General features: G+C 57.1%; 14 protein-coding genes, 1 tRNA gene and 1 pseudogene. 5 read left to right on the top strand and 11 right to left on the bottom strand.

Features of this window, described 5'->3' with window-relative positions:
- Window positions 1-32: 32 nt before the first annotated feature.
- The 3 genes from E5K03_RS14015 to E5K03_RS14005 form a co-directional block, all read right to left on the bottom strand.
- A complete protein-coding gene (locus E5K03_RS14015; RefSeq protein ID WP_138007420.1) occupies window positions 33-248 on the bottom strand; it encodes a hypothetical protein in 216 nt (71 codons plus the stop codon).
- 47 nt (window positions 249-295) lie between these two features.
- Window positions 296-847, bottom strand: coding sequence for a DUF5815 family protein (locus E5K03_RS14010; RefSeq protein ID WP_138007419.1), 552 nt, complete (start codon window positions 845-847; stop codon window positions 296-298).
- Window positions 848-943: 96 nt separating this feature from the next.
- A complete protein-coding gene (locus E5K03_RS14005) occupies window positions 944-1,549 on the bottom strand; it encodes a DUF6149 family protein (RefSeq protein WP_138007418.1) in 606 nt (201 codons plus the stop codon).
- 148 nt (window positions 1,550-1,697) lie between these two features.
- Here E5K03_RS14005 and E5K03_RS14000 point away from each other — a divergent pair, with 148 nt between their 5' ends.
- Entirely contained in the window at window positions 1,698-2,936 is a 1,239-nt protein-coding gene (locus tag E5K03_RS14000; protein ID WP_138007417.1) for an NAD(P)/FAD-dependent oxidoreductase, read from the top strand.
- Between the two features lie 315 nt (window positions 2,937-3,251).
- Here the strand turns inward: E5K03_RS14000 and E5K03_RS13995 are convergent, their stop codons facing one another.
- The gene (locus E5K03_RS13995; RefSeq protein ID WP_138007416.1) at window positions 3,252-4,484 is read right to left on the bottom strand and encodes a mandelate racemase/muconate lactonizing enzyme family protein; all 1,233 of its coding nucleotides are present in this window, start codon (window positions 4,482-4,484) and stop codon (window positions 3,252-3,254) included.
- A gap of 112 nt (window positions 4,485-4,596) precedes the next feature.
- Here E5K03_RS13995 and E5K03_RS13990 point away from each other — a divergent pair, with 112 nt between their 5' ends.
- Both E5K03_RS13990 and mptA read left to right on the top strand, forming a co-directional pair.
- On the top strand, window positions 4,597-5,019 hold the full coding sequence (locus E5K03_RS13990; RefSeq protein ID WP_138007415.1) for a DUF7124 domain-containing protein: 423 nt from the start codon (window positions 4,597-4,599) through the stop codon (window positions 5,017-5,019).
- Between the two features lie 85 nt (window positions 5,020-5,104).
- The gene (gene mptA / locus E5K03_RS13985) at window positions 5,105-6,037 is read left to right on the top strand and encodes a GTP cyclohydrolase MptA (RefSeq protein ID WP_138007414.1); all 933 of its coding nucleotides are present in this window, start codon (window positions 5,105-5,107) and stop codon (window positions 6,035-6,037) included.
- Between the two features lie 22 nt (window positions 6,038-6,059).
- Here mptA and E5K03_RS13980 read toward each other — a convergent pair whose 3' ends face one another.
- Both E5K03_RS13980 and E5K03_RS13975 read right to left on the bottom strand, forming a co-directional pair.
- Complete coding sequence (locus E5K03_RS13980) at window positions 6,060-6,869, bottom strand: TrmB family transcriptional regulator (protein WP_138007413.1); 810 nt, start codon at window positions 6,867-6,869, stop codon at window positions 6,060-6,062.
- A gap of 101 nt (window positions 6,870-6,970) precedes the next feature.
- A complete protein-coding gene (locus E5K03_RS13975) occupies window positions 6,971-8,644 on the bottom strand; it encodes a DUF255 domain-containing protein (protein WP_265338739.1) in 1,674 nt (557 codons plus the stop codon).
- Window positions 8,645-8,706: 62 nt separating this feature from the next.
- Between E5K03_RS13975 and E5K03_RS13970 the strand changes: the two genes are divergently transcribed.
- The gene (locus E5K03_RS13970; RefSeq protein WP_138007411.1) at window positions 8,707-9,297 is read left to right on the top strand and encodes an FxsA family protein; all 591 of its coding nucleotides are present in this window, start codon (window positions 8,707-8,709) and stop codon (window positions 9,295-9,297) included.
- A 130-nt stretch (window positions 9,298-9,427) separates the two neighbouring features.
- Window positions 9,428-9,501: transfer RNA gene (locus E5K03_RS13965), tRNA-Ile, on the top strand.
- A gap of 1,335 nt (window positions 9,502-10,836) precedes the next feature.
- On the opposite strand, the gene E5K03_RS13960 is transcribed toward E5K03_RS13965, so the two are convergent.
- The 5 genes and pseudogenes from E5K03_RS13960 to E5K03_RS13940 all read right to left on the bottom strand — a co-directional run bounded on the left by E5K03_RS13960 (window position 10,837) and on the right by E5K03_RS13940 (window position 25,394).
- Window positions 10,837-13,437, bottom strand: a complete 2,601-nt coding sequence (locus E5K03_RS13960; RefSeq protein ID WP_303645964.1) for a choice-of-anchor D domain-containing protein — start codon at window positions 13,435-13,437, stop codon at window positions 10,837-10,839.
- A 12-nt stretch (window positions 13,438-13,449) separates the two neighbouring features.
- Window positions 13,450-21,834: a PKD domain-containing protein gene (locus E5K03_RS13955; protein WP_138007409.1), complete on the bottom strand. Its 8,385-nt coding sequence runs from the start codon at window positions 21,832-21,834 to the stop codon at window positions 13,450-13,452.
- Between the two features lie 599 nt (window positions 21,835-22,433).
- Window positions 22,434-22,589, bottom strand: a pseudogene (locus tag E5K03_RS13950) (sensor histidine kinase); the annotation flags it as partial.
- Between the two features lie 147 nt (window positions 22,590-22,736).
- On the bottom strand, window positions 22,737-23,117 hold the full coding sequence (locus E5K03_RS13945; RefSeq protein ID WP_205743009.1) for a response regulator: 381 nt from the start codon (window positions 23,115-23,117) through the stop codon (window positions 22,737-22,739).
- A 195-nt stretch (window positions 23,118-23,312) separates the two neighbouring features.
- Entirely contained in the window at window positions 23,313-25,394 is a 2,082-nt protein-coding gene (locus E5K03_RS13940) for a histidine kinase N-terminal 7TM domain-containing protein (RefSeq protein ID WP_394343987.1), read from the bottom strand.
- Window positions 25,395-25,695 lie beyond the last annotated feature (301 nt).

The following is a 25,695-nucleotide window of genomic DNA, read 5'->3' as shown; positions in this document are numbered from 1 at the left end:
AAGCCGCTCCCGCTGTGGCACGTGGTGTGGTCCTACGGAAGCCGGTAGCGGTACGGGCGATCGGAAATAACAGTTACCTCACCGCGTTGGGCTCGCCGACCCAGAATAGTGGCGACAGTGTGGGCGCTCTCGAAGGGTTCCTCGTCGTGCTCTTCGAGGAGCGACATAATCTCGCGTGCAGTCAACGGCTCATCAGCCTCGGCAAGCACACCTCGTAGCCGTTCAAATTCGGCGTTTTGGGCGCGCATACGTCATACATAGGCCTAATCGGACTTCAACCTACGTAAGACGGCTGTCAGACGCCTTGCGTGCCCTGTGTGTACACGTCTTCGTCGCTGAGATCTCGCTGATCGCGGTACTGCGTGACGAACTCACTCACGTCAAACTCGAGCATCTGCTGTTCGAACTGTGTAAGCGCCTGATCGTCGGAGCCGTGGCTTACCGCGTGCTCCATTAGCTCGATTACGAGCTCGACGATTACCTCGTGGAGCCGTCGCGAGTCGAAATCGGTGAGCCACAACATCGAAAAGCCAACATCCTGGTCGTTGCTCGCATCCGTCGCGACGACGCGATTTGGAAACTCCTCCAGAACAATTCCCATAAGGTGTGGGGTGCCGAACTCCGGCATCTCTTCGCTCGTCGTCTCGATCGCCTCCTGGAGTACCCCGACGAGAAACTCTGGCAGAAAGCGATCGGGCGGATGGACGTCCATGACGACTGCATGGACCGCTCCGCAGTCACACGCGAACTCTCGCATCCCGAGGTCGAACTCCCTGACCGTGACCGTCTCTCCACAGGGGAGGTCGATCTCCTCGCCACGTCCACCAGGGACGCGTGGTTGGGCCATACCTCGTGTATTCGCGGCGATCGGTTAAACGTCGCGTTCCAGTCACTCGATCGCGTCAGTCGTCGATGGCTACTCGATCGCGTCAGTCGTCGATGCCTACGCGTTCGCTTCGCCGTCAGCGTCTCCGGAGGGAACGCCGGGGGCCTTCGTCGGATCGACCTCTTTTGGCTCGGCAGTCCCGCCCACGACGATTTCGCCATCCTCGGTTTCGGTGTACACGTCGTCCGAAAAGCCGGCGATCGCGTTCTCGTACTCCGGCGTTTCGAGCTTTTCAGGCGTCGAAGGTGCCTCCGCGATCCCGCTCGATAGTCGGAAGTCTCCGAGTGGGTCGTCGATCGTAATCCCGTGTTCGGTAAAGAACTCGTCGTATCGGCGATAGTGTGCTTCGAGTTCGTCGCCGGGGATCTCCATCATCTCCGTCCATCCATGGTTGAAGAAGTCGAAGTTGGCCTGAATGTGGGTTATCTCGCGAGCCTGGGCCTCCGAGTAGCCCGCTTGAAGGGCCGCCACGTAGGTGCCCATTGTGGCGTCGAAAAAGTCGTCGAGGTGCTCGCGGCGTTCCTCTCGGTGTGCTTCCTCGGCTTTCCCGAGGAAGATCCGCGTGTGGAGTTTGACGAGGCCGTAGTTGGCGACTGACGCGATTCCTGGCGTCGTTAGCGCCTTTTTTGCCGCCCAGTGTCGCGGATTCTGGTGAATTTTCATCTATACTGCAAATATGGTCTGCGCCAACTTGAACAGTACGCTCTAGAGAACTTCGCATAGTAGAAATAAAAAATAGCGGGTGTGTTATTCTCTCACTATTGATCAGTTAATAGCAACCCACATTAACCCCGAATACGAACGCCCCACCATGACAGCGTCGTATGTGATCATCGGCGACGGGATCGCGGGCAGTTCGGCCGCGGAGACACTGCGGGAGGAAGCCCCCGAGGCCGACATCACTGTCATCACCGACGAAGGCGAGGCATTGTACAACCGGATTCTCATCAAGGAGTTCGCGAAAGGCAAACTCCCTGAGGCACCAATCTCGATCCACGACGAGTCGTGGTACGACGACCGAGATATCGACCTTCGTCTCAACACACTCGTTACCGGTATCGACACAGGCGCGCATACTGTCGGCACCCACGAGGGCGAGACGATCGAGTACGACAAACTCCTCGTCGCGACCGGCGGGACGCCGACGCAGCTGCCGGTTGAGAACTCCGATGCCGACGGAATCAGTCACTTTTGGACGTTCCAAGATGCCCGAAAAATCAAAGCGGGGATGGAAGCTGCCGACAACGCGGTCGTTGTTGGGGCGGGCCTGCTCGGGATCGACTTGGCAGCGATCTGTGGCGCACAGGACGTCTCCGGGAAGTACCTCATGCGCGGCAACGCCTGGTGGCGTTACGCGCTGAGCGAAGAGGGCGCAGAGATCATGCACGACGCCATGCGTGAACGCGGCGTTGAGCCGGTATTCGAAAGCGGCGTTGATCGCTTCGAGGTCGACGACGACGGCCACGTGACCGCTGCGATCGACCCCAACGGCGACCGCTACGAGGCAGACTTCGTTGGCATTGCGATCGGCCTGAACTTCAACACCGAGATCCTCGAAGACACCGATATCAAACTCGACAACGGAATCGTCGTCGACGAGTACATGCAAAGCTCCGTCGAGGATGTGTATGCTGCAGGCGATCTCACACAGTTCCACGACCTCATTCTGGGCGAGCGCGCCCAGAACGGCTCGTGGGGCTCGGCGAAAGAACAGGGGACGGTCGCCGCACGGAACATGGTCAATCCCGAAAGCGAGGAGTTCAGGTGGGTGTCGTCGTATTCAATTACCCACTTTGACTTCCCGTTCCTCTCGTTTGGCCACCCAACGCTCGGCGACGACTCCGTCGAGCGGAAGTTCTCTGACACTGAATGGCGTCGTGTCGCGCTCAAAGACGGCAAGATCGTCGGTGGCGTCCTCATCGGTAACCTCGCCGCACAGAGCGCCTACAAACAGCTCATGCGCGAACAGGTCTACGTCGGCGATCAAAAAGAGGTCCTGATGCAGGAGGACTTCTCTGTCGACGATCTCGCGGCACCGACTGAGCAGTAGCCCGATCGCCGATCCCGTCGCTCGACGCTATTTTCGAGATTGTCGATTATTGATATTTCGTGTTTCGATCCGTCTGAGAGCGTCTGGTCTTTCGCGTCGGTCGATCGGGCGTAGTTCGATCGGCTGATGTGAATACGCGCTGTACAGGCCTGACTTCACTCCGTTCAGTCGAATAAACGTGAATCAGAGATTCACTAACTTGACTTCGCTTTCGCCCAGTCAAATAAATGTGAATCAGAGATTCACTGACTCGACTTCACTCCGTTCAGTCGAACAATGCTGAGACAAGCTCAGCGAGTCCGACCTCGCTTTCGCTCAGTCGAATAACGTCTCGCCATCGACCATATGCTCCTCGACGGCGTCCATATCCAACGTGACCCCGAGCCCTGGCTCCTCCGGAATCTCGATGTAGCCGTCTTCGATGACATCCTCTTCGACCAGATCCTCCCACCAGCCGAGTTCGTAGCTGTGGTACTCGACCGCCAGCGAGTTCGGAATCGCTGCCCCGACGTGTGCAGATGCCATTGTCGCGATCGGACTCGAGACGTTGTGCATCGCGACCGGCACGTAGTACTGGTTCGCAACGTCGGCGATCTTTCGCGTTTCACGCATCCCGCCAACCTTCGGCATGTCCGGAGCGATGATGTCGACGGCCTGGTTTTCGAGCAACCGCCGTTGCTCGGTCACGCGGTAGCGGTTCTCACCGACCGTGATCGGCGTGATCGTCGATTTCGTGACCTCCTCTTGGACTTTGAGGTTCTCCGGCGGCACGGGGTCTTCGAGCCACCAGACATCGTAGTCTTCGATCGCTGCGGCGAGCCGCTTTGCGGAGCCGCCCGAAAACGTCCAGTGGCAGTCGAAGGCCACGTCCGCTTTGTCTTTGACCCGCTCTGTCACCTTCTCGACGATCTCGGCCTTGTGACGGATCTCGCCCGGACGGAGGTGGCGGTTCGCGCGATCTTTTTCGAGCCCAGAGGGAACGTCGAGATCGAATTTCAGCGCGTCGTATCCCAGCTCGTCGACGACGCGTTCGGCTTCGTCTGCACACGCGTCGGGATCGGCTTCCTCCTCGGTGTGACAGTCACAGTACACCCGCATGTGATCGCGGTACTTGCCCCCGAGTAGCTGATAGGCTGGCACGTCGAGGATCTTCCCGGCGACGTCGTGCAGCGCGATTTCGACTCCCGAGATCGCGGTCACGGTAACACCTTCGACCGAGCCTTCTCCAGACATCTTCTGAATCAGGTGCTCGTAGAGCCGATCGATGTCGAGGGGATTTTCGCCGATCACGAATGGCTTCATCCGCTGGATGAGCTCAGGAACGCCCGCACCCCAGTACGCTTCGCCGGTGCCGACGATCCCCGCGTCAGTGTACACGCGCACCAGTGTCCACGGGAAGTTGCCGTCGATCATCGTCGTCTGGATGTCGGTAATCTCGACGTCGCGATCGCCGCCCCGCGAGGCGGTGACACCCATCGTTTCGCCTGATAGCTCGCGCATGGTGTACTCCGCGTTCGGGTCGTGTAAGTCAGCGTAGTCCTTGGCCATACTGATAGCTTACTCGGGTTAGGGTAAATCTTTGCGGTTACTCACGTCTCGGTCACACAAAGGCGTCACCCGAGACGAAGCCGTTTTCACCGAACCGAGGGAACGTACGATCATGGACAGTGGTAGCGACACCAGTGGATCGATGACGCTCGCGTTCGAACTCGCCGCGCTCAAGCGCCTCGCCGATCCGAACGCGGTATTTAACGACGCACGCGGGTGGACCGAGTACGTCGGCGTCGTCAGCGAGAAGCCAACCTACGTCGTCACGAACTTCACCCGGAAAGAACGCATCAGACAGGATTTCTTTTCGGGGCCCCGCGGCGTCACCGAGAGCCTCTCGAACGTCAAACGGCAGTTTGACACCGATCGGCACGTCTTTATCGGAACCACAGACGAAGACGAGGCCATCGCTGCAGAGTGCGGCTGGGAGTTTCTCGATCTCGAAGCTGCTGCCGACGCAGCCGGCTGGGATCTCACTGATCCAGAGGCCAAAGATGATCCCTTCGAGGGATCAGATCGCGACGACTGGCCGTAAGCGGAACCACCGCCTAGGGCAGATCAAACGGTCGAAACCGCAGGCATCGAAAGCCCTAATGAACTCGGAACCCTTCGTTTTGGTAATGAGTCATCAACTGCCCGACGTACAGGCGAGTCGCCCAGACATCGCCGTCGGGCTCAGCCAAGTTGGGGTCACAGGCGTCGAAAAACTGGTCAAACTTGCCCGCAACGGGAAGCGACCGATCGTCCTCATGGCGGAGTTCGAAGTCTTCGTCGACCTCCCGGGTGGACGCAAGGGAATCGACATGAGCCGCAACATGGAGACGATCGACGAAATCCTCGAGGACGCGACCGACGGGGAGTTCGATCGCGTCGAAGACGTCTGTGGTGACGCTGCTGAACGCCTCTTGGCGAAACACGACTACACTTCCACTGCCGAGGTTCGCATGAGTGCGGAACTAGTGACAAAAGAACGAACTCCCGCGAGCGATCGGCCGACTCAGTCGACCGCGACTATCATTGCGAGCGCCATTGCAACCGACGAGGGGACAAAAGAGGAGATCGGCGCGGAGGTCACCGGGATGACGGTCTGTCCATGTTCACAGGGAATGTCAGAGTCGCGTGCGCGCGAGGAACTCGAAACCCTCGATGTCGACCGTGAGACGATTGACTCCTTCCTCGATCGCGTCCCACAGCCCGGCCACTCTCAGCGCGGCCATGCCACGTTGACAATTACGAGCGCCGGCAATCCGGACGTCGATCTGCGAGAAATCATCGATATCGCTCGGGACTCGATGAGCGCACGAATCTACAATATGGCAAAGCGGCCCGACGAGGACCACATGACGTTTGCCGCCCACTCGGACGCAAAGTTCGTCGAGGACTGCGTTCGCGCGCTCGCAGAGGGTGTTGTTGAGGAGTTCGATCACCTCTCGAATTCGGCGATTATCAAGATGAAACAGTCGAACGACGAGTCGATTCACCAGCACAACGCCCACGCCGAGCGGGAAGTGACGATCGGCCAGCTCCGCGCCGAACTGAACGGCTCTTCGTAATCACGACCGATCGGGATAATTGTTACCGACCGAACGAGAGTGGGGTCGCTTTGTCCCACTGGGGTGCAAACACGTCTTGGACGTTTGTCGCGAACTCCGGATCCTTGAGATCGATCATCGCGAACAGCTGATCGGGATCGAGTGGATTTGGCACTTCGATACACACTTCAGCACCGTCAATAACATTGAACGTACCGTTCACTGTTTCGGCTACCCGTACCTCGAACCGTGGATGATCGACAAGTCGATCGACGTACCGCTCGCCGACACTCTCTGGGAGCTCATCAACAAGTGTCCGTGCCATCAGAAGCGAGACTTCGACACCTCGATCGAGTGCTGATTCGAGACACTCTGTGACCTCGTCGCCGACTGCGGCCAGATCGAATCCCGATCCCGGCGCGCCGGCGATCATGACAATCTCGTCTTCAGCGGCAGCAATCCGCTCGACGAGGAGGTCGATCGTTTCGTCGTTGCCGACTGCTGCGGTCCAGAACTTCCCGCTCACCGGCTCGGTTGCTTCAAGCTCATCGGCGAGTTCGTCGACCACTTCTTCGTACTGCTCGGCTCGTTCTGTGAGTTCACGGCGTTTGTTCTCAAGCAGCCGATCGAGCGCCGCCTCTGGTTCCACCGCGACGTACTTTTTTGGTCGACTTGCCGCCTGACTGCGGACGAGACTGTGCTGTTCGAGACTGCTGAGCACGTCGTAGATCCGTCCCATCGGTACCTCGCTGGTACGAGACAACTCTTTGGCCGTTGTCGGGCCGGTTCGGAGCAACGATTTGTACGATCGGGCCTCGTACTCAGACAGCCCGAGATCGCGTAGACTTGCCATACCTACATCCACTCTCTACCGACATAAAAAACACACCGGATGTTTACAACTGAACAACTCAGTTTGAATTGATTATCCCACACTAGTCACAGCTACTGCGGTCACGCCAGTCGATCGGCGACGATCGACAGTAACTCGTCTGGATGGGTTGCGACATCGTCGCTTCCCCGAACTGTCGCTTCCCCGGGTGGGACCCCATTGGCGTCAGGAACGATGATCGCATCGTGATCCGCGATTCGGAGCGCTGCGCGGTGAAGATCAGTGCCTGCGGGCCCTCCGATTTCGACGACGAGTGGGTCTTCGAGCAGTCGGTGGGCAATCGAACCGTAGCCAGCGACGTGGACGCCCATCCGGTCCCAGGCGCCCCCAAAGGCCTCGATTGCCTCGCGCGCGACAGACTCGTATCCATTGTCTCCCGTGAGTACCGACAACTCGTAGAGTGCGTCGGCCATTTCAACGGTCCCATCCAGCGGCCGGAGCGGCCGATCGAGCATGCCCACGTCAATAGAAGGACCGTCAAGGAACGTCCCGTCGACGAACAGTTCTTCGATCGCGCGATCGGCGATCGCCGCCGCTTTCTCCACCCGCCTGCGGTCGCCAAGAACTTGTTGAGCGCTGACGAACGCCGAAATCACGCGGGCGGTGTCGGTCAAAAGCAGCCGTTCGCCCTGTTCGGTCCCGTCGTCGAACCTAACGACGACATCATCTTCAAGCAGATCGGTTTCGATCGCCGTCAAGATTCGATCGGCGTAGGTCCGTGCGCGTTCGTCGTCGGTGTACGCGTGATAGGTCAACAACGCATCCGCAACGAGGGCATTCCCCCCGGCGAACACAGTCAGGTCGCATTGTGGGCCGGGTAGCGATTCGCGCTCCTCGGCGTCTGCTGCGTAGTACGACGCTCCCTGTCCGGGACCGAGGCTCCCGCCGACGGCGACTCCAGTCCACAGCTCATCTGTGAGAAACTCAATCGTCTGTGCTGCGGTCTCGCGGTAGCGTTCCTCGCCGGTGTACAGATAGCCGTTTGCGAACGCGCTAAGCAGTCCAGCGTTGTCTTCAATCGTCTTCTCGTATCGAACGTCGGTCCAATCACGGTTGCCGGCGAACCGAAAGAAGCCGCCCGCAACCGAATCAAACAGGTTCGATTCAATTGCGTCGAGTGTCCGGGTTGCCGTCTCACGTTCGCGTTTGAGCGCAAACTCGATCGTCCGCGGTAGCGGGAATTTTGCGTCGGTTCCCCACCCGCCGAACTCCCGATCGAACTGTTCTGTGAGCTGGCCTGCGAGGTGTTCTTCGATCGCCGCGTCCAGTGGTGCCCGCGGCGTCGGATTGTCCGCGAGCGACCGCGGGACGCGCCCGGCGTCTGCCCCATTCTGTCGCCACATGTCGCGGACGCGCTCGATAATCTTGCGAAACCCTTCTGGGCCGACGTATGTTGCGCCGGTCAACAGCTTGCCGTCCGGCGTGAGAAATGCGACTGTCGGAAACCCTCCCATTGCGTACCGTTCGCGGACGCGAGGATGTCTGTCGGCGTCGACGCGAACCGGCACGAAGCGATCGTTCACGTTGGCGGCGATCCGCGGCTCTGCGTAGGTCCGGGTATCCATCTCCTGGCACTCTTTCGACCACGCCACAGTCAGCGACAGGAGGATCGGCGTGTCGGTTTGGCGGGCCTCCGCAAAGGCATCTGAGTCCCACGATCGCCACTGAACCCGCGTTGGTTCGCTCATACGGGTGTGGTGGGACGTGGCGGTCCTAAGCGCTTCGAGACCCGACAGCGGCCCTACTGCGGCCGGCGGCGGACAAAAGGGCTATCACACCGGAGCGTCAAGCCTCGAGTATGCGTACGCGCACTCTGATCGCGCTTTTGCTTTTGATCCCGCTTGCGGACTCGTTCGTGCTCGTCGCGATCGTCGCCTCAGGGCTGTTGACCGCGCTGCAGACGGTCGCACTCGTCGTTTTGACAGGACTGCTTGGGATGCTCCTCGTTCGCGCCGAGGGTCGATCAACGATTCGCAGTACACAGCGTAAGCTCGCGACTGGTGACGTGCCAACGAACCAACTGCTTGACGGCGGGCTGTTGATCGCCGCCGGTGCGTTCTTACTCACCCCCGGACTCGTCACTGACGTTATTGGCTTCCTGCTTGCGGTTCCGGTTACGCGGTACCCGATCAGAGCGGTGCTCAAACGGTACGTTATTGGCCCGTATCTCGACAAACAGTCCGGCGGTTTCGTCTCGGGGAACGTCTACACATTCGGATTCCCAGACGGGGGTGGCATGGCCGACAGCGGCGGATCCACTGACGGACAGCCCTTCGGCAGCTACGCCGCTGGGAGCGACAGAGCCAATCGCTCCGACGATGATATCGTTGACGTTGATTTTGACACGGTTGACACAGACGAGGAAGATCGATCGACTGATCGGGAGTAACGGGGTTTTGAGCAATCTGTGTGGGGCCGATCGGGTTGTGACTGTGACCCCTGAAACCGAATGACGGGATGGCGATCCCGAAAGGAAACTCTTAAACAGAACCCCGCGCAACCCGTAAATGCGCCACCTTGGGCCAATAGCTCAGTCAGGTTGAGCGCTCGGCTGATAACCGGGAGGTCCGCGGTTCAAATCCGCGTTGGCCCACTCAGTTTCTGAACCCATCTTAGATCCCGTTTAACGCCCGTCTTAGCGGTTGTGGCCGCCTTTTCTGTCTTTTGGGGGCCCTATATCTCCTCGTACTCGCGCGTTAGCCCATGCATTCTCTGCACGGGGGTCGCCGCCGTCTGGGATTCTTATTAGCCGAAAGTGTTCTTTCTGTAATAAATATTTTGATAACAGTTGACAGGCAGCATGCTATTTCGTGTAGTCACGGTTGGACTGAGAGGAGTCATCGATCGAAGAATATCCGCGCGTGGAGCACAATAGCGATACTCGATCTTACAACGTTTTTTCCAAAATCGCATAGGGGTATCCAATCATAGATTGTGTGCCGACGCACACGAACAGACGGTGATCGCTGGTTGAAAGAGTCTTCTACGTTATTCTCAGGAGATCGATTTCATCGGCAAGATCTCAGGCACAGACGGAACCGAGGAGCTTTTTTATGATGATATCGAGGCCGTTGACCCGACCAATGACAACGAAGCCGGAGAGAGTGTCGTCTCGATAACGCTCACCGACGCCACGGCCGAAGCTGCGCGTGAAGCGTTTCCAGCCGTTGGGGCGATAGACGCTCCCGATGACTCATCCATCCGCCAACGGGTGAGTGGTGACGTCAACTCCATCTAGGTCCTCGACGTTGCGCCGTCGTTTGCAGAGGAGATCGATTCGTGCGAGTGGGACGGCGAGCTTCATCTTCGATTCGAACCTGAATCCCAAGCTACGACCGTGCACGAAGGGCTCAAAGAGTAAAATTCCCGAATTATTTTTTTAATTAGTTCTGTGAACGTGCGCTCATGGTAGACTTTATACCGCTCCTGCTGTTGGGATACGGCCTTGTCTCGGTATTGAAGCCTGAATGGATAATGGCGGTCCATCGTCAGTACCTCACAAGGCATCCTCGGCTAGCTGTTTCTGAAGCCTGAGTTCTGTGGCGGAGCGGTTGCACTGGTGGTCTCGACGAGAGGATCTTGGACGAACCAACGGAGAGCTGTCGCTGTCGGCGGCGATTAGCCGCCGACAGCGACTGGTTAGCAGTAGAATTCACGGTCACCGTCTTGCTGAAGGCTAGCCAGCCACCGCAGACACAGATTCAGCATCTACTGGAGGAGGTCGTGAGGCTCTCGATGTGATCGACTGACTTGGAGTCCATCGAGCCGGTGTAAGTGTTATGCTCACGAGATTCTACTCGAGTAATCGCATAAGAAGATCGAAAAAACACGCGTCTGAAACGGATTAATTATTCAGATCAATAATTGTGGGTCGGCTGCAAATCGGCAATTTCAATCTTTTAGTAGCCAGTCTTGATCATTTCCCAATTTATTGTCCAAGTCGATTAAACAGTGCTGCGATTCTCTGGTTAAATTCGCTGTCGACGTTCTGGATCTCGTCGTCGAAGAACTGTTCACCTTCAGGAGCGGGCCAGCGAACGAGTTTAGTCTCGTCACCGAACTCATCGAACCCGACCGGCAGCTCACCAGCCCAGACGATGAGGTCGCAATCGGTGAGTTCCGATTCAGTGATACAGGTGACAGCATCAATGTCCGTACCCTCAAGAAGGGTTTGCTCACTCGATTGGTCCTGCTTTGACTCGTCATCGTTACCCTCGGAGACAGCAACGATGTCGATGCCTCCGGTGAGGTCTCGCTCGTCGCGCTGTTCGAGTGCCACAGCAGTTGCCATCCGACTCCAAGCATCGTCGTCTGAGCCGATCGAAATCCCGTATTGCTGTGTGCGCTGTCGACCGGGTAAGAATAAGTAGCCCAGCACGCCAGCCACCAGCAAAATACCGCCAATTCCTCCCAACAATCCTGGCGTAATCGTTATGCCGAAGATCTGTGGAGCACTACCTTCAGTTGAATCAGCCGCATCCGATCCGCCGTCATCTGATCCGCCATCGTCTGATCCACCATCGTCTGATCCACCGTCGTCTGATCCGCCGTCGTCTGATCCGCCATCGTCTGATCCACCATCGTCTGATCCGCCGTCGTCTGATCCACCATCGTTTGATCCACCATCGTCTGATCCACCATCGTTTGATCCACCATCGTCTGATCCACCATCGTCTGATTCGCCATCGTCTGATCCACCATCGTCTGATTCGCCATCGTCTGATTCGCCATCGTCTGATCCGCCATCGTCTGATCCGCCATCGTCTGATCCACCATCGTCTGATCCGCCGTCGTCTAATTCTGGCACTGTCACAGCGAACTCTGAGAAGCCTGGTGTATCGACACTAAAGATATAATAGGAACCACCCTCACGTTCGAGCGTAGTGTCGTGGCTGACCCATTTGTCCTGTGTTGTGTTGTACCGATTGAAGGTCACCGATTCCGGATCAGTGCCGTCGGGAAGACTATCGGCTTTAATTCGGTATTCGAATGACGTGTTGTCGAACTCCTCACCGTCTATAGTGTAATTCTGCTGAACATACTGTGTCGTGTCTCTATCTTCGACATCAAGCGTGTGGTTTACCGGCGTCGACTGATGGTTGAAGTCCATCTCGAAATCGCCTTCGTAGTCCGTTTCCATCGAGACGGTATCAAAGCCCATCTCGGTTTCCCGAGTGCCGGGTTTGGAGACATTAATATCGAAATCAGTCCCTGATTCGACATTGTTTGCATCGAGATCGACTTTAGCATTATCTTTGTCAACATCTGCGGCAACCTCTTGAACGATAACGTAAGTCTTCGAGTTCGAGAGCCACACGTCCATCTGTGGATCGTTACCCGCATTGCTCATGATCTGCAGTTGAGCCTTCTTTTTCTCGCCCGCAGGCTTCGATGGTGAGAAGTCTACTTGGATATCTTGGCTATCGCCTGGTGCAATCTTGAACGGCGCATCGCTCGACTTGTTGACCTCAAAGTCGGCTGCATCCTCGCCGACCATCGAGGTCGATTCGACGCTGAGATTCGACAATGAAGTGTGAAGGTTCGTCACGGTAATATTACCCGTGACGGTTTCACCGACACTCACATTACCGAAATCAATGTTTCGCGGATCCGCGTCGGCTGATGGCGCGACAGCTGTTGCATTCAGATCGACTCGCTGTGTCTCCGAGGCCGAGTCGTTGTGGGCAATATCGAGCGCCGTGGAGTAGTTGCCAGCGTCTTCGGCTTCGAACTTAACGGTCACCGATTCGTCACTATTCGGGGCGACAGTCGATGGCGCGTCCGTCACAGTGAACTGATCGTCGTCCCCTCCATCAAGTGTGGCATTTTCGATGTCTAGTGGCTGGGTACCGTAGTTCGAGATCCTCACTGATTCGGTTGCGTTGTCACCGGTTCCAACGTCACCGAAGTCCGTGTCGTCATCTGAAACACCGACTTCCGGGCCGTTACCGGTTCCTTCGAGGCTGACTATGGTAACGTTTCCGTCTACCGTCTCGATCCGCAAGTTAGCCGTTTGCTCGCCGCTTTTGACCGGATCGAATTCGATCTCGGCGGTCGCCTTACTGTCATTCTCAAGTGTGCCTGGCAGGCTGTCGACAACTTCGAACGCGTCGGGCGTCGACCCGGTGATCGAAACGTCTTCAATGTCGACATCGGTCGTCCCGTTATTCCAGAGTGTGATCGTTTCATCAGTGCTACTCCCAACCGAGACATCGCCGAATTCCTGGGTGGAATCTGTCGGATTGATGCTGCTCTCGACGCCTTCTCCGCTCAAGTCGACGGTGAAGTTTGCTTGGTGACTTGCATTGTGTTTCAGTTTGAGATTCGTCTCGCTTTCAGACGCGATCGTCGGTGCAAAGCCAACACCCACTGACCGAGTTTCACCGGGCGCTATCACAGGAAGCGAATCGGCGGCCGAACCGACGAGTTCGAAGGGACCGTCGGGATCATCGAATGTGGCCTCCGTGATGTTCAACGGTGCAGTGCCGTCGTTTCTGATATTAAGGCTCGTCGTGTTCGTCGAGTTGATCGTCGCCTTGCCTTAGTCGACGCTCTCGGTATCCATAGTGGCGTTTCCGCCCTGAACCGTTATCATGACTGTCTCGGTGTCCTCGTTCCCCGAGGGGTCGGTGACCGTGACCGACTCGCTGGACATACCGGGCTCTTCGTAGGTGACATTGCGGATGCCGTCATCGGAGTCGACGATCGTCACGTTGCCGGTGATCGACCAGTCGTAGCCCTTGATTTCGACGTCGTCGGTCGTATTCGTCGCGTCGAAGGAGACGGTGTCGCCGACCGACGGTGTGGTGTCGTTGGCCACTAGCGAGACCACCGGCGGGGTGCGGTCTTCGACGGTGATATTCACCGTGTCAGTCGACTTCGCCCCATCAGCTGTGATGCTGAGTTCCACGGGGTACTCGCCGGGCGAGTCGAAGGTGTGAGTGAAGTTCTCGCTGGTCGAACTGAGGTCACCGTCGACACGCCACTCGTAGCTCAGCGTAGCATTGTCCGGGTACGACGAGCGTCCGGCGTTGAACTCAACCTCACTTTCCACGCTCACGTCCCCGCTGCTGGCGGTGATATCGGCGTCGAGGTCCTCATCAAGAGTGGTGCTGGCCGATTGGCCACTGGCTCCGTTGTAACCGTCAGCGTTCTTCGCTGTGACGAGCGTCGCGTTGTAGATTCCATCGCTGTTCCCTTCGTAGGTTGCAGACCAGGTTCCACTCTCGTTGGTGAAGTCAGCCTCGTTCAACGTCGTTTCGGCTGTCCCATCATGCTCAACATCGACCTTCACAGTGCTCAAATCATCGTCACTGTCGAAGCTGATTGTGAGGTTTTTGTCAGTCGGATTCGCCATCGAGAACTCAGAGATCGATGGCGGGTCCTCAACAGCGACCGTCGTTGTATCCGTGTCACTATTTCCGGCCGTATCCGTCACAGTCAGTTCGACCTCGTAGCTTCCTTCCTCGCCGACAGCGTAGGTGTGGTTGATAGTGGCACCGGTGGCGTCTGTCGTGCCATTGTCGTATAGGTCCCACTCGTAGGTGTCGATAGCGAGGTCGTCGGTGCTATTGGAGCCATCGAAGGTTACCTCCTCGTCAACATCCACAGTCCTGTCTGGACCTGCGTCGACCGTCGGCGCCTCTATGTCCTCTACAGTAACCTCGACGGTGTCAGTATCGGTGTTCCCGGCAGCGTCGGTCGTCGTCAGTTCTGCCGTGTACGTGCCGGGCGTTGCGTAGGTGAACTCGGGTTCGGCGCCAGTCTCATCGGTTTCGCCGTTGCCGGTGAGATCCCACTCGTAGGACTCGATGGCGTCGTTGTCCTCGGAATCGGTGGCGTCGAATGCTGCCGCCGTGCTGTTATCGACCGTGAAATCACTACCAGCGTCCGCTGTCGGGTCAGTTGTATCCGCCACCTCGACGGCAGCAGCCGTCGACGCGGTATTGTCGCCTTCGTCGGTGATCGTCAGGTTCACCTCGTAAGTGCCGGGGTCTTCGTAGGTGTACTCGACAGTCTCCCCACTCGCCGTCGACCCGTTATCGAACTTCCAGTCGTAGGATTTGATCCCCGCGCTGGCCTCCGACTCTGATGCGTCGAGTGTGAGTTCAGTGTTTTCGTCGACAGTGTAGTTGCCGCCTGTGCTGGCGACGAGGACTGAATCGTCGATGACGCGAACGCCGATGGTATCTGCGTCCGTTTGCAAGCTGGTATCCGTCGCCGTGAGCGTGACGTCGTAGCGGCCGTCCTCCGAATACGCGTAGAGGACAGTTTCCCCGCGACTGGTGTTTCCGTCGTCGAAGTCCCACTCGTAGCCGTCGATGCCGTAGTCATCGGTGGACCTGCTGGCGTCGAATTCGATCTGCTCGTCGAGGCCCACTTCGATGTCGCTGCCAGCTTCGGCCCGAGGCGCTTCGTCGCGCGAGACCGATACGTTCGTCGTGTCTATCAGGTTCAAATCGGGATCGTCCGTCCGGCCGCCGTACTCGACGACGTAGCCGTCGATACCGGAGTGGTCGTACTCGAAGTCGTTCCAGTAACCGTTCGGACACCAGCTGATACCCATACAGAAGTGGGCGTAGTCCTCGCCAGCAAGGTGATCGTTCGGTTCGTTGATATCCCAGTTCGTGTAGTTGGACCTTTCTGCACTGCCGCCACCCGGCGTGGAGCCGTCGTAGATGTCGTCCGGCGTTCCGTCGTCGGAGGCCGTCTGTGTGAAGAAGTGCCGGCCGTCGCCGCCGTCTTCTGTGCCTTCCGGTCCAGTGACCCACCGCCAGGTACCTTCAGTTTCGGCGTCGGAGGCACCCATCCAGCCTGCGCCACGGAGTTTGTTCTGGATGAAGTCGTTTTCGCCCTCGCTCGTTACCGTAGCGAGATACCCCTGCAAACCGAGGTGATCGCTCTCGTTGGCGGCCGCCCGGGCGTCGTGCCAGGTGATGCCGTCGTCGGCGACGTACTCGTAGTAGTTGCCGGTTCCCTCGTAGTACAGTCCGTCTTTACCCAGGCTGAAGGTAATCGTTCGGTCGGTTTCCGAGGGATCGTCGCCATCGTGTTCGAAGGTGACCGTTCGCAGGACGTCGCGGTAGTCCGTCTCATTCGCCATCCCATCGAAGGAGAGGACGCCATTGTCGGAATCGTACCTACCCGAGATGCCCTTGTCGTTGGCCAGCGATTTGTTGAACTCAAGCGTATCGGCAGCCTCGAACCCGTCGTCGATGCTGACCGTCGCCCCGCCGAGGTCACCGGTGCCGGAAATGTTCAAGCTTTCGTTGACGAATACTGGATCGCGTTTCTCTACGTACTCCGCGTCACTCCCGTTCGCGGAGAGTTCGGGGACAGCCTCAACGGTGATATCCGTCGTATTGGTGTCCGTGTTCCCACTGGTGTCAGTCGCTGTCAGTACGACCTCGTACGTTCCCTCCTCGGCGAAGCGATGTGTTGGTGACGACCCCGTTGCGTTGGTTGAGTTGTCGTCGAAATCCCACTCGAATGATTCCAGGGCAACGTTGTCTTCGGAGTCGCTACCGTCGAATTCGATCAGTTCGCCCTCACGAACTGTGGTCCCGTCGGCTTCGGCGACGGCCGTCGGTGCCGTGTTGTCGTCGACAGTGATGGTGACAGAATCCGTGTCGGTGTTGCCAGCAGCGTCACTGATCGTCAACTCGACCTCGTAGCTGCCCGGTTCATCGAACGTGTGGCTCGGCTTTTCGCCAGTTGCGTCCGTCGTTCCGTTGCCGTAGAGGTCCCACTCGTAACTGTCGATGTCGACGTTATCGGCAGATCCGCTTGCATTGAACTCGAAGGATCTGTCTTCGTCGACGCTTTCATTCGATCCCGCATCCGCTTTCGGTGCCGTCGTATCGCGCACCTCGACCGTTTTGGTGTTAGTCGCAGTCTTGTCGTACACGTCGGTGATCTCTAATTCGACAGTGTAATTCCCGGGGTCGTCGTAGGAGATGATCGGCTGCTCCCCGGTGGTCGAATCGCCATTGCCGAGATCCCAGTCGTAATCCGTGATCTCGCCACTCGCCTCGGAGTTACTTCCGTCGAGTTCGACGGCTGTGCCCTCGTCGACCGTCCGATTGGGGCCCGCGTCGGCGATGCGGACCGTATCGTCTATGACGTTGACGGTCATCGTGTTGGAATCGGTCTGACGCTGATTGTCCTCGACTGTCAGGGTGACAGTGTAGGTGCCATCCGAATCATACGTGTGTGTGACCGTCTCGCCGCTGTCGTCGTCCCCGTCTCCGAAGTCCCATTCGTAGTCGACGATGCCGAAGTCGTCGCTGGACTCGGAGGCGTCGAACTCGATCTCCTCGGTCAGGTCCGCCTCCGTTTCGCTTGTCCCGGTCTCAGCGGTTGGTTCTCGGTCGGGTGTGACCGCTACGGTGCGGTTGGCGCTCGTCGTCACGTCGCGGTCGCCGGACATGCCGCCGTACTGGACGAAGTAGCCCGCCGGTGTGGGCTCACTCGATAGCTCGCCGTTGAGGTCCATCCACTGTCCACCCGAACAGCCCCGCGTGTCCGAACAGAGGTAGCCGTAGTCCTGGCCATCCTTCATCGGGAACTTGTTGTTCGGCTCGTGGCGTGGGTCCCAGTTCTCGTACTCACCGTCGACTGCCTCACCGCCCCCCGGAACACCCTCTGGTGGGTCTGGGTACATCGGTGCGAACCGGTGGCTGCCCGTATGTGAGGCCGTCTGGTCGAAAAAGTGGCGACCGTCGCCGTCGGCTTCCTCACCCTCGGGGCCGGTTACCCAGCGCCAGACACTCTCCTCGTCGGCATCGTTCGCACCGATCCAGCCGCCTCCGTCATACTGGTCGACGAGGAAGTCGTTTTCGGCTTCGGAGGTGATCGTCGCGAGCGAGCCGTCGAGACCGAAGTGATCCCTCGATTCCGCCGCGCCTCGTGCCTCTTTCCACGTCACTCCCTCGTCCTCGACGTATTCGTAGAAGTAGCCGGTCTCCTCCGACCGAAGGACATCCGGGCCAGCCGTGAAGACAATTTTTCGCTCGCTTGCCGCTGGTTTGCCCTCCGTGTTCTTGTAGGTGACACTGCGCAGCACCTCCTGGTAGTCAGCGGCGGAGGCCTCTCCGGAGAGGTTGAGCACGCCCTTTTTTGCGTTGTAATCAGACTCAATCCCGTGATCATCCGTGGCCTCAAGAACATCTGCGTCGGAGTCGAACCCGTCTTCGATTTTCACTGTCGCCCCGTCGATGTCCGACGGTGAGGTGATTTCCATATCGGGATCGACCGTCACTGGATCGCGGAACTCGACGAACTCCGACTCGCCGTCACTGGTGTTCAATCCCGGCGGATCCTCGACCTCGATGGTCACGGTGTCAGTATCGGTTTGTCCCTTCCCATCGGCGATGTTCAACTCGACATCGTAGGTTCCCGCGTCGTCGAAGCTATGGCTGACGGATTCACCGGTTGCGTTGGAGCCATCGCCGAAGTCCCAGTCGTAGCTGTTGATGCTGACGTTCGCCGTGGAGTTCGAACCGTCGAACTCGACCGTCTTGCCGACGTCGACAGTACGGTTATCGCCTGCATCCGCCTTCGGTGGCTGTGCTTCAGTCTCTTTTTCGACGTCTGCAACCGTCGTTTCAATATCGTCTGTTAAACCCGTATAGTAGGTGTACTCGACGGTCTCATCTTTTTTGAGCGTCCCGGCATCGAAGGTAATGGCGATGTAGCTGTCGGCAGTTTTCGAGCTCCCTGCCTCGGGTGGGTTGTCGTATTCACGGTCTGCGTACGGTGGGTTATCTGGCGTGAGCCCAAAGTCGCCGTAGGAGACGCGTGCGTCCGGTTCAACCGAGTAGTAGAACACAGGGATCTTCGAGACCGAACCGACGTCACACCAATCGTTGTCGAGGTCATCGTCCGTCAACTCAGCTTTCACCAGCACGTTGTCGTCCGTGGGTTGCTGATTCACGATCGTATTGTTGGTCGGGAAGCCGCAGCCCTCGTCGACACCGTTATCTGGGTCGAACGACCGCTGGTAGCGGACGTCCTCGACTTCGCTACCGGTGTTCGTGATTTTGACGGTCGTCTTATAGTAGCGACTGTCGGGTTGCAACTCGTACCGCTGGTCGATTTCGAGGTCGTCAAACTCACTGGTCAGGTTGCCAGCGCCGACCTTGTCGGTGCTCTGGTCCGTAAGTCCGCCGCCGATCGTCGGCATCTCTGGCGGGTCGCTATAGACGTTGCGGCCGTTCGAGGCGGTCGTTCCAGTATCGGGTCCGCCGTAGCCCATCGACCAACGCTCCTCCGGGGAGCCCGGTAGGAAGTACTCGTAGCGGAAGTCGTAGGTGTCGTTGTAGAAGCCATCCACGTCGGCGTAGATCCCGATGTTCCCACGGTCGTTGCCGAAGAAGCTACTCGGCGCAGTGACCTCCGACCCGAAGCCACCGTCCGATCGAATGCCGAGTTCGATGAAATCACTGCCCAGGAAGAGGTTGCCATCTTTGGTCGTATGGCGGACACCACCTTCGCTGTCATCGGGTTCCGAAATATCGACAGTGTCCACCTCCGAACTTGCGCCGTCCCTGCCGTCTTCGTCGTCGGCGGACTGGAGCGTCCCGGTGTAGGTCCCGGTCTTCTCCGTCGTGTAGTCAGCGGTGTACGTGTAGGTGCCGCTATCTTCAGTTTCGGTGAAGTCGGTACGCGTGAGCGTCTCCGTCTCGCTATCCGGGTCTTCGATGTCGACCTCGATACCTTTCAGATCCTTGTCTGATTCGACAGTCGTCTTGATCTCGTCACCTTTGCCCTCGTCGAGCGAGAACGTCGACACCGATGGCGGCGACGCGATATTCACCGAGTCCGACTGGCCTGCAGCGCCCTTGAGTCCAGCCGAGTTCTCTGCGGTGTTCAATGTAAAGTCGTAATCGCCTTCCTCATCACCCGTCACCTCCGTGTCGAGCGAGTAGGTATAGTTCCCGTCCGCATTTTCGGTTTCGGTGAAATCTGATTCGTCGAGCGTACGCTTGCTGGGATCGGGGCCCGAAACGTCGACTTTGATCGTCGAGAGTTCCTGATCGGCATCGAACTGGAAGTCGAGTTTGTCGCTCGTCGGATTCGAGGCACGGACACCGTCGATAATCGGTAACTGACTGACTTCCAAATTATCGATTGCGTGATAGTTTGTCGAACTCCCCGTCGAGCCAGCGAAACCCAGTTTCAACGTCGACGGCGGGTCATTTGAGTAGGTGTACTCATCGACGACCGTCTCCCAGTTGTCGCCGTCGTCCCAGCTCATGTCCACGGTCAGGTTGGTCCCACCGCTAGCGGCTGGCTGAACGTTCACACGAACCTTCCGCCAGCCACCGTCGATGCGATAGGCAGAATCGATCTCGGTGACGTCCTCACCCGTCTCGTAGGCGTAGCCGCTCCCGTACGTGCCGAGGTCGCCTTCGCCGCGGATGGCGACGCTGTTCGCAGTCTGTCCTGGGCCACCGTCTTTGCCTTCTCCGTCGTCAGAGAACAAACCATACTCGTCGAACCCGACGCCGACGTACGCATTAGGAACGCCCTGTTCCTCGGAGTCCGAGATGAATCCTGGTGTGCTAGCGCCGTTCGAGTTAACGCCATCAAGGTCTGAGCCGTTGTCGAGTTGTGTGTAGCCGAGGCCAGCACCGCCAACAGAGGAAGTACCGATATTCGACGCGTCGGTGACTGTCCCGTTCACGAGGAAGAATGAGAGTCCATCAGCGCCGCCACTTCCATCACCAGCGTAGTAATCGAATTCTGCGTACACACCCTTTTCAGAGTCGAACCCCTTGTCGAAGAGCCCGTAGCCAGCCTCGAATTCACCATCAGTCGTGAGCCGGAGCGTCTCATCGCTCGCCGATCCGTTGTGTGGGGCTGACCAGTCCGCGTCACCGCCGATGGTCCAGTTCGACGGCACGGAACCGGAATTGAAATCTTCGGTCAGGGGGAAGCTTGCGCCGCCCGCGTCCGGGTCCGAGATCTTGACCGTCGACACCATGTTCAGGTCCGAGCCGATGGCGTGGTCACCGTACTCATATACGTAGTCGAATTTGGTCGTGCCATCTGTGTCCGCCCAGACCCCTGAGTCCCTCATTACGAGGTAGTCACCGCCGTCGAGGTCCATGTTCGCGTACCCACGCAACAACTTCTCGCCATCATCTTTGTTATCATCGTAGAAGCGAACCTCGTCTTCGGGACCGGTCTCCCACTCGAATACTCCCTGGGACTGATCGTCGTTGCCATCGTAGGCACCGATCAAGACATAGTCCCCGTCGGCGACCGACTTGACCCACTCGTTCTCGGTCTCGGAGCGAATCGTTGCGAGGTATCCGTCAACCTCGAGAGTTCCGTTTAGTGGGTACGTGTGCGTGGCATCGTTAGCATCCGGCCACGATTTCGGGTCGGACGATTTTCCGTAGTAGTGGCCGGTCTCAGGCAGTGGAAGCCGTGACCCCAGCGAGAACCGGATCCGGCGCTCTTCGAGCGAGGTGTCCGATGCGGTGTTCCTGAACTCGGCGGTCTGGAACACTTCCTCGAAGTCGCTGACCTTTGTCGGGGCAGGGTCACCATTGCTATCAAGCCCTTCCAGTTCGATGACCATCCGCGTCTCACCGATCTCATCGGTGGTGTTCGCGGCAGTACTCTTGACGTCGACGTTGTCGTTGACCGAGTCGTCGACCTCGATAGTGTCATCCTTATGTGGATTCTCGAGGATGATCCGTGCTTCGTCGACGGTCTGATCCTTGTCATCGATATTCAGCGATAATGATTGATTTACAGAGACATTCTCGCTACTTCCTTCAGTGAAGTGACCGTCGCCGGATGTGTCGGTGTGATCGGCTGCGGCGGGGACGGCAGCAAAGGACACGAGCCCTAACGAAGCGACCAGCAGGAAAACAAACGCCACCGCGCCAACGCGCTGGCTAGATTTATTCATACATCCCTCCGAGAGTTGTCGCTGGCTGACTGGGCCACAACGCCCTGCCACCGAGGAGACTGCCGCCGATCCCCGAAAAGCGGTGAACTACGCGACTTGCGAGAGAACGTTGACGAGTGAACACAACTGCGTGGACCCGAACCGACTGGTGACTCACCGGCTATCACCATTGAGTGCCCATTTGGTCGGCAACAGTTCCATGTTCCGCCATTGCCAGGTCCTATCACAGGGATGAGAACCTGTACAGACCCGCGTTACCCGTTCGAAAGACATAGAATAAAAATACCAGTAGATGTCTTATACTAAACTGCGACATCTGAAGGTATCGAGATCAGTGAGTCTCGCCTGCAACTCCCATTTGCAATAACTGTAGCGCAGAACCGCTTCGAGAAGTCGTGTTTTGAGTTGAAAATACGCCCTAGAGCCCCTGAAATGCAGAAAAACGATATGTTCCTGTTTTGTATTTTTGATGGCTTCATATGTCGGTATGACACGGATGAGATAGAGATTTACTCACGCACCCGCACTGAACCACGCGACTACGCCGGGTACCTATTCGAAAACACCGATGTCAGTCACTCGATTCCCGTGATTTCGATTCAATCACCGCCTTCGGGACTTTGAGTGACAGTAGTCGACCACCCATATGCGTCGACAATTTCCTTGACGATCGGCAGTCCGAGACCAGTCCTGTCGGGATGGGTCGATCGGCCGGGCTGGAACACCTCCTCTCGGCGGGCAACGGGAATACCATCCCCGCTGTCTTGGGCTCACAAAAATTGCGCCGAAGAGACGACTGCTGCCACGACCGCAGTCCACCCGAGTAGCGAGCCACCAATGCCCGAATACTGGATCACGAGGTTCCAATCGACTCCGTCAGGCTGTGCCGATGACTATGACATCTATGCTGTTGAGACTGCCTGTTCGATCCGTCGACACAGTAGTTCCTCAGAGATGCGACAGACGGATTTCGGGACGAAATCGGTTGCGCCTCGGTCGAAGGCTTCGACGATAGCTTGCTCGGATTCCCTTCCAGTAAATAAAATAAACGGCAGTTCGGGGTAGTTGGTTCTGATCGTCGACAGGAACTCGAGGCCGTCGGTGCCAGGCATCTCCAGATCACTCACTATGCAATCGACTGTTTCCCCATCGAGGTGATCGAGCCCGTCTTGGGGGCTATTGGCAGTCACTACCTCAAAGCCATACTCGACCAGTATTTTGCTATGGGCCCGCGTCGTCAAGGGGCTGTCGTCGACGTAGAGGATCCGAATTCGGTTGGACATGCTAATCATTCGCTCTGTTGGGTCATAGCTCTACTACCGACATGTGACGAATTTCGGCGCAGGCCTCGGCTGGAAAGGTCATCAGTTGGTTGTGGCATTCTGCCCAGCGATCCGAAGCGAGACCGTGATCGCGGCTTCACCAAGTGAATCAGACATGGCAGTACAAATGCTCGCCGCAACATAGCTCTCCCACCGTCATGTGTCGGTAGCGGTCCCATCGTCCGTAGCGGTCGGTTCGGCAAGTGGGAGTCGGACCGTGAAAGCCGCCCCGCCGAGGTCCTCGGCCTCGCCGATCTCGACGCTCCCGCCGTACTGCTCGACGAGCGTTTTGACGAGAGACAGTCCGAAGCCGGTGCCGTCGCTGCCAGGGAGTGTTTTTCCCTCGATGAACACTGCCTCGCGGTCGGATACGGGGATACCGGGGCCGTTGTCAGCAATCGTAACACACGCCATCTCATCGTCGACCGTCCCCGAGACAACAACCTCTGGAGCCTCGGAGTCATTATGCTTGATCGCGTTGGTTAGTAGGTTGCGGAACAGCGCGCCGAGCAGTTCGTTGGCAACGACGTCGACATCGGGCACACCATCGGTTCGGATCGTCGTCTCCATATCGATCATCGAGGCGCTGGCGATCTCGCGGTCGAGCGTCTCTGACAATCCCATGGGAGACAGCGACTCCCCTATTGATGAAATGACAGACATCAGATCTCGGGCCTGCTGAGTGAGGTCAATGATCTGGTCGCTGCTGGCGGCGATCTGATCGACATAGGTAATGTACTCCCCAGTAGCAGTCGCGGAACTCAAATCGGTGTTGAGTCTGCTTGTGAGTGTCGTAATCAGGTTGGCTTGGTTACGGATGTCATGGCGGACGAGTTTGTTGAGCAACATAAGGCGGCTGTTTTGATTTTCGAGTCGCTGTTCATGCCGCTTTAGCGCTGTAATGTCGGTCTGAATACCAACCATTCGTCCCGGTGATCCGTCCTCATCATCTTGGACGACACCGCGAGCCTGAATCCATCGATGACTGCCGTCGGGGAGGGTGACTCTGAAGTCGGCACTATACTCACCATCGCCGTCGACTGCCTTTTGAAATCTGCGTTCGATATCCTCGAAATCCGCATCCGAGAGCCGGTCGGTAAACCCCTCGACAGTGTTCGGAAACTCCCCAGGGGCGTATCGATAAAGCCGCTCGGATGCCTCATCGAAAAATAGCACTTCAGCGTCTAAAGTGGCCTCCCACACACCGGTATTGGTTTCATCGAGAGCGAGTTCGAGGCGTGTATTCAGGGCTTCAACTTCGCGCTCGCGGCGTTTGCGCTCGGTTACATCTCGACAGACAAGCAGGTGTCCGCCGACTCTCTCGTAGTAATCCGTTAGCGTTGTCTGACTGACGGTGAAGTATCGCAATTCACCATCAATACTGGTGGCAATATCGACTTGACGCTCTCCAGTATTCGACAGTGTAGTCGTATCCTCGCCTAATATCGACGATATTTGTGTCCCTACTAGCGTACTTTTATGATTGAACAGTTCACTGGCTGCACTGTTTGCCATCACAATAGTTCCTGTCTCATCTAAGACGAATACAAGCTCATCCATTTTTTCTAAGACAGCCCGGCGAGCAACCGGCAACTTATTAAATATTTGAAGTCTAAATGTGGCATACATTAGTGCTGTCGCCGTCACAAAAAACGCGGCAGTCGTTAGATCTAGTCGAGTGACATTAAGACGGAGTAACACATTCGCACCGATTGGAATAAGGAATGCAATAAAAAGTATAGATAGTTGGCGATACTTTTGGTACTCTAACTGGAACGTCATTCGAACAAGGATTGCTATTGCAAGACCTGTCAAAATCCAATTATACGTGATATGAAAAACAAAAAACGGGGTCGTTACAAACTGGTATCCTTGCACAACCGTTTCAGGTGTGGTGAATTGTACAAGCTCATCTAACGTGGGTGTGAGAACCACGACGAGAGAAACAATGGGCTTGATGGATAGTAAAGCGAGAACCCGTTTGCGTATCAGGTCTTCTCTGCCAGTATACTCAAATGCAAACAGTAGGAGTCCGATAATCGTAATATCTGCACCCGGCAATCTCAGTACTGTTCCGATTGGTGGTGCGGGATTTGTGGGTGTCCAGATTTGTATGATGTCTGCAAGCAACCAAACTAGTAGTCCAGCAAACAAGACGAGGAGTGATGTTGCTGCTCGCTGGTCCCGATTGTTGAGAAGATAATAAATAAAAACTAATCCAAGAACGAAGTTAGCGATGAGGAGAACTTGGAGAAATTAAAGTTCAGTTGACATATGCATGAATCATTTCTAGTCCGAGCGAGAGTCTTACCGCAGCAACAGATCCGATAGCGAGTAACTGCCCGGATGAGCGCCGTCCAGCCTGTCGACACAAGAGCCGAGTGCCAACAGTTGCCCAGAGGAATGCCGAACCGAACAACAGCGGTACCATCCCAACTGTACGTGCCAATCCATACGACTTCATTGCGGAACCGGTTGGAAAACATTGTGGTTGCAGTAATGACAAAAATCACACGTCGGCCGATAGCATAATTGTTCG

Origin of the sequence: Halalkalirubrum salinum (assembly GCF_005543295.1) — an archaeon.
GTDB classification, from domain to species: domain Archaea; phylum Halobacteriota; class Halobacteria; order Halobacteriales; family Haloferacaceae; genus Halalkalirubrum; species Halalkalirubrum salinum.
This window is presented reverse-complemented; position numbering and strand designations above follow the sequence as displayed.

Bases quoted from the DNA above. Each gene is read 5' to 3' on its own strand.
- E5K03_RS14000 (WP_138007417.1), top strand. From the start codon at position 1,698: ATGACAGCGTCGTATGTGATCATCGGCGACGGGATCGCGGGCAGTTCG.
- mptA (WP_138007414.1), top strand. From the start codon at position 5,105: ATGAGTCATCAACTGCCCGACGTACAGGCGAGTCGCCCAGACATCGCC.
- E5K03_RS13945 (WP_205743009.1), bottom strand. From the start codon at position 23,117: ATGTCCAACCGAATTCGGATCCTCTACGTCGACGACAGCCCCTTGACG.
- E5K03_RS13980 (WP_138007413.1), bottom strand. From the start codon at position 6,869: ATGGCAAGTCTACGCGATCTCGGGCTGTCTGAGTACGAGGCCCGATCG.
- E5K03_RS14010 (WP_138007419.1), bottom strand. From the start codon at position 847: ATGGCCCAACCACGCGTCCCTGGTGGACGTGGCGAGGAGATCGACCTC.
- E5K03_RS13970 (WP_138007411.1), top strand. From the start codon at position 8,707: ATGCGTACGCGCACTCTGATCGCGCTTTTGCTTTTGATCCCGCTTGCG.
- E5K03_RS13990 (WP_138007415.1), top strand. From the start codon at position 4,597: ATGGACAGTGGTAGCGACACCAGTGGATCGATGACGCTCGCGTTCGAA.
- E5K03_RS14015 (WP_138007420.1), bottom strand. From the start codon at position 248: ATGCGCGCCCAAAACGCCGAATTTGAACGGCTACGAGGTGTGCTTGCC.
- E5K03_RS13955 (WP_138007409.1), bottom strand. From the start codon at position 21,834: ATGAATAAATCTAGCCAGCGCGTTGGCGCGGTGGCGTTTGTTTTCCTG.
- E5K03_RS14005 (WP_138007418.1), bottom strand. From the start codon at position 1,549: ATGAAAATTCACCAGAATCCGCGACACTGGGCGGCAAAAAAGGCGCTA.
- E5K03_RS13995 (WP_138007416.1), bottom strand. From the start codon at position 4,484: ATGGCCAAGGACTACGCTGACTTACACGACCCGAACGCGGAGTACACC.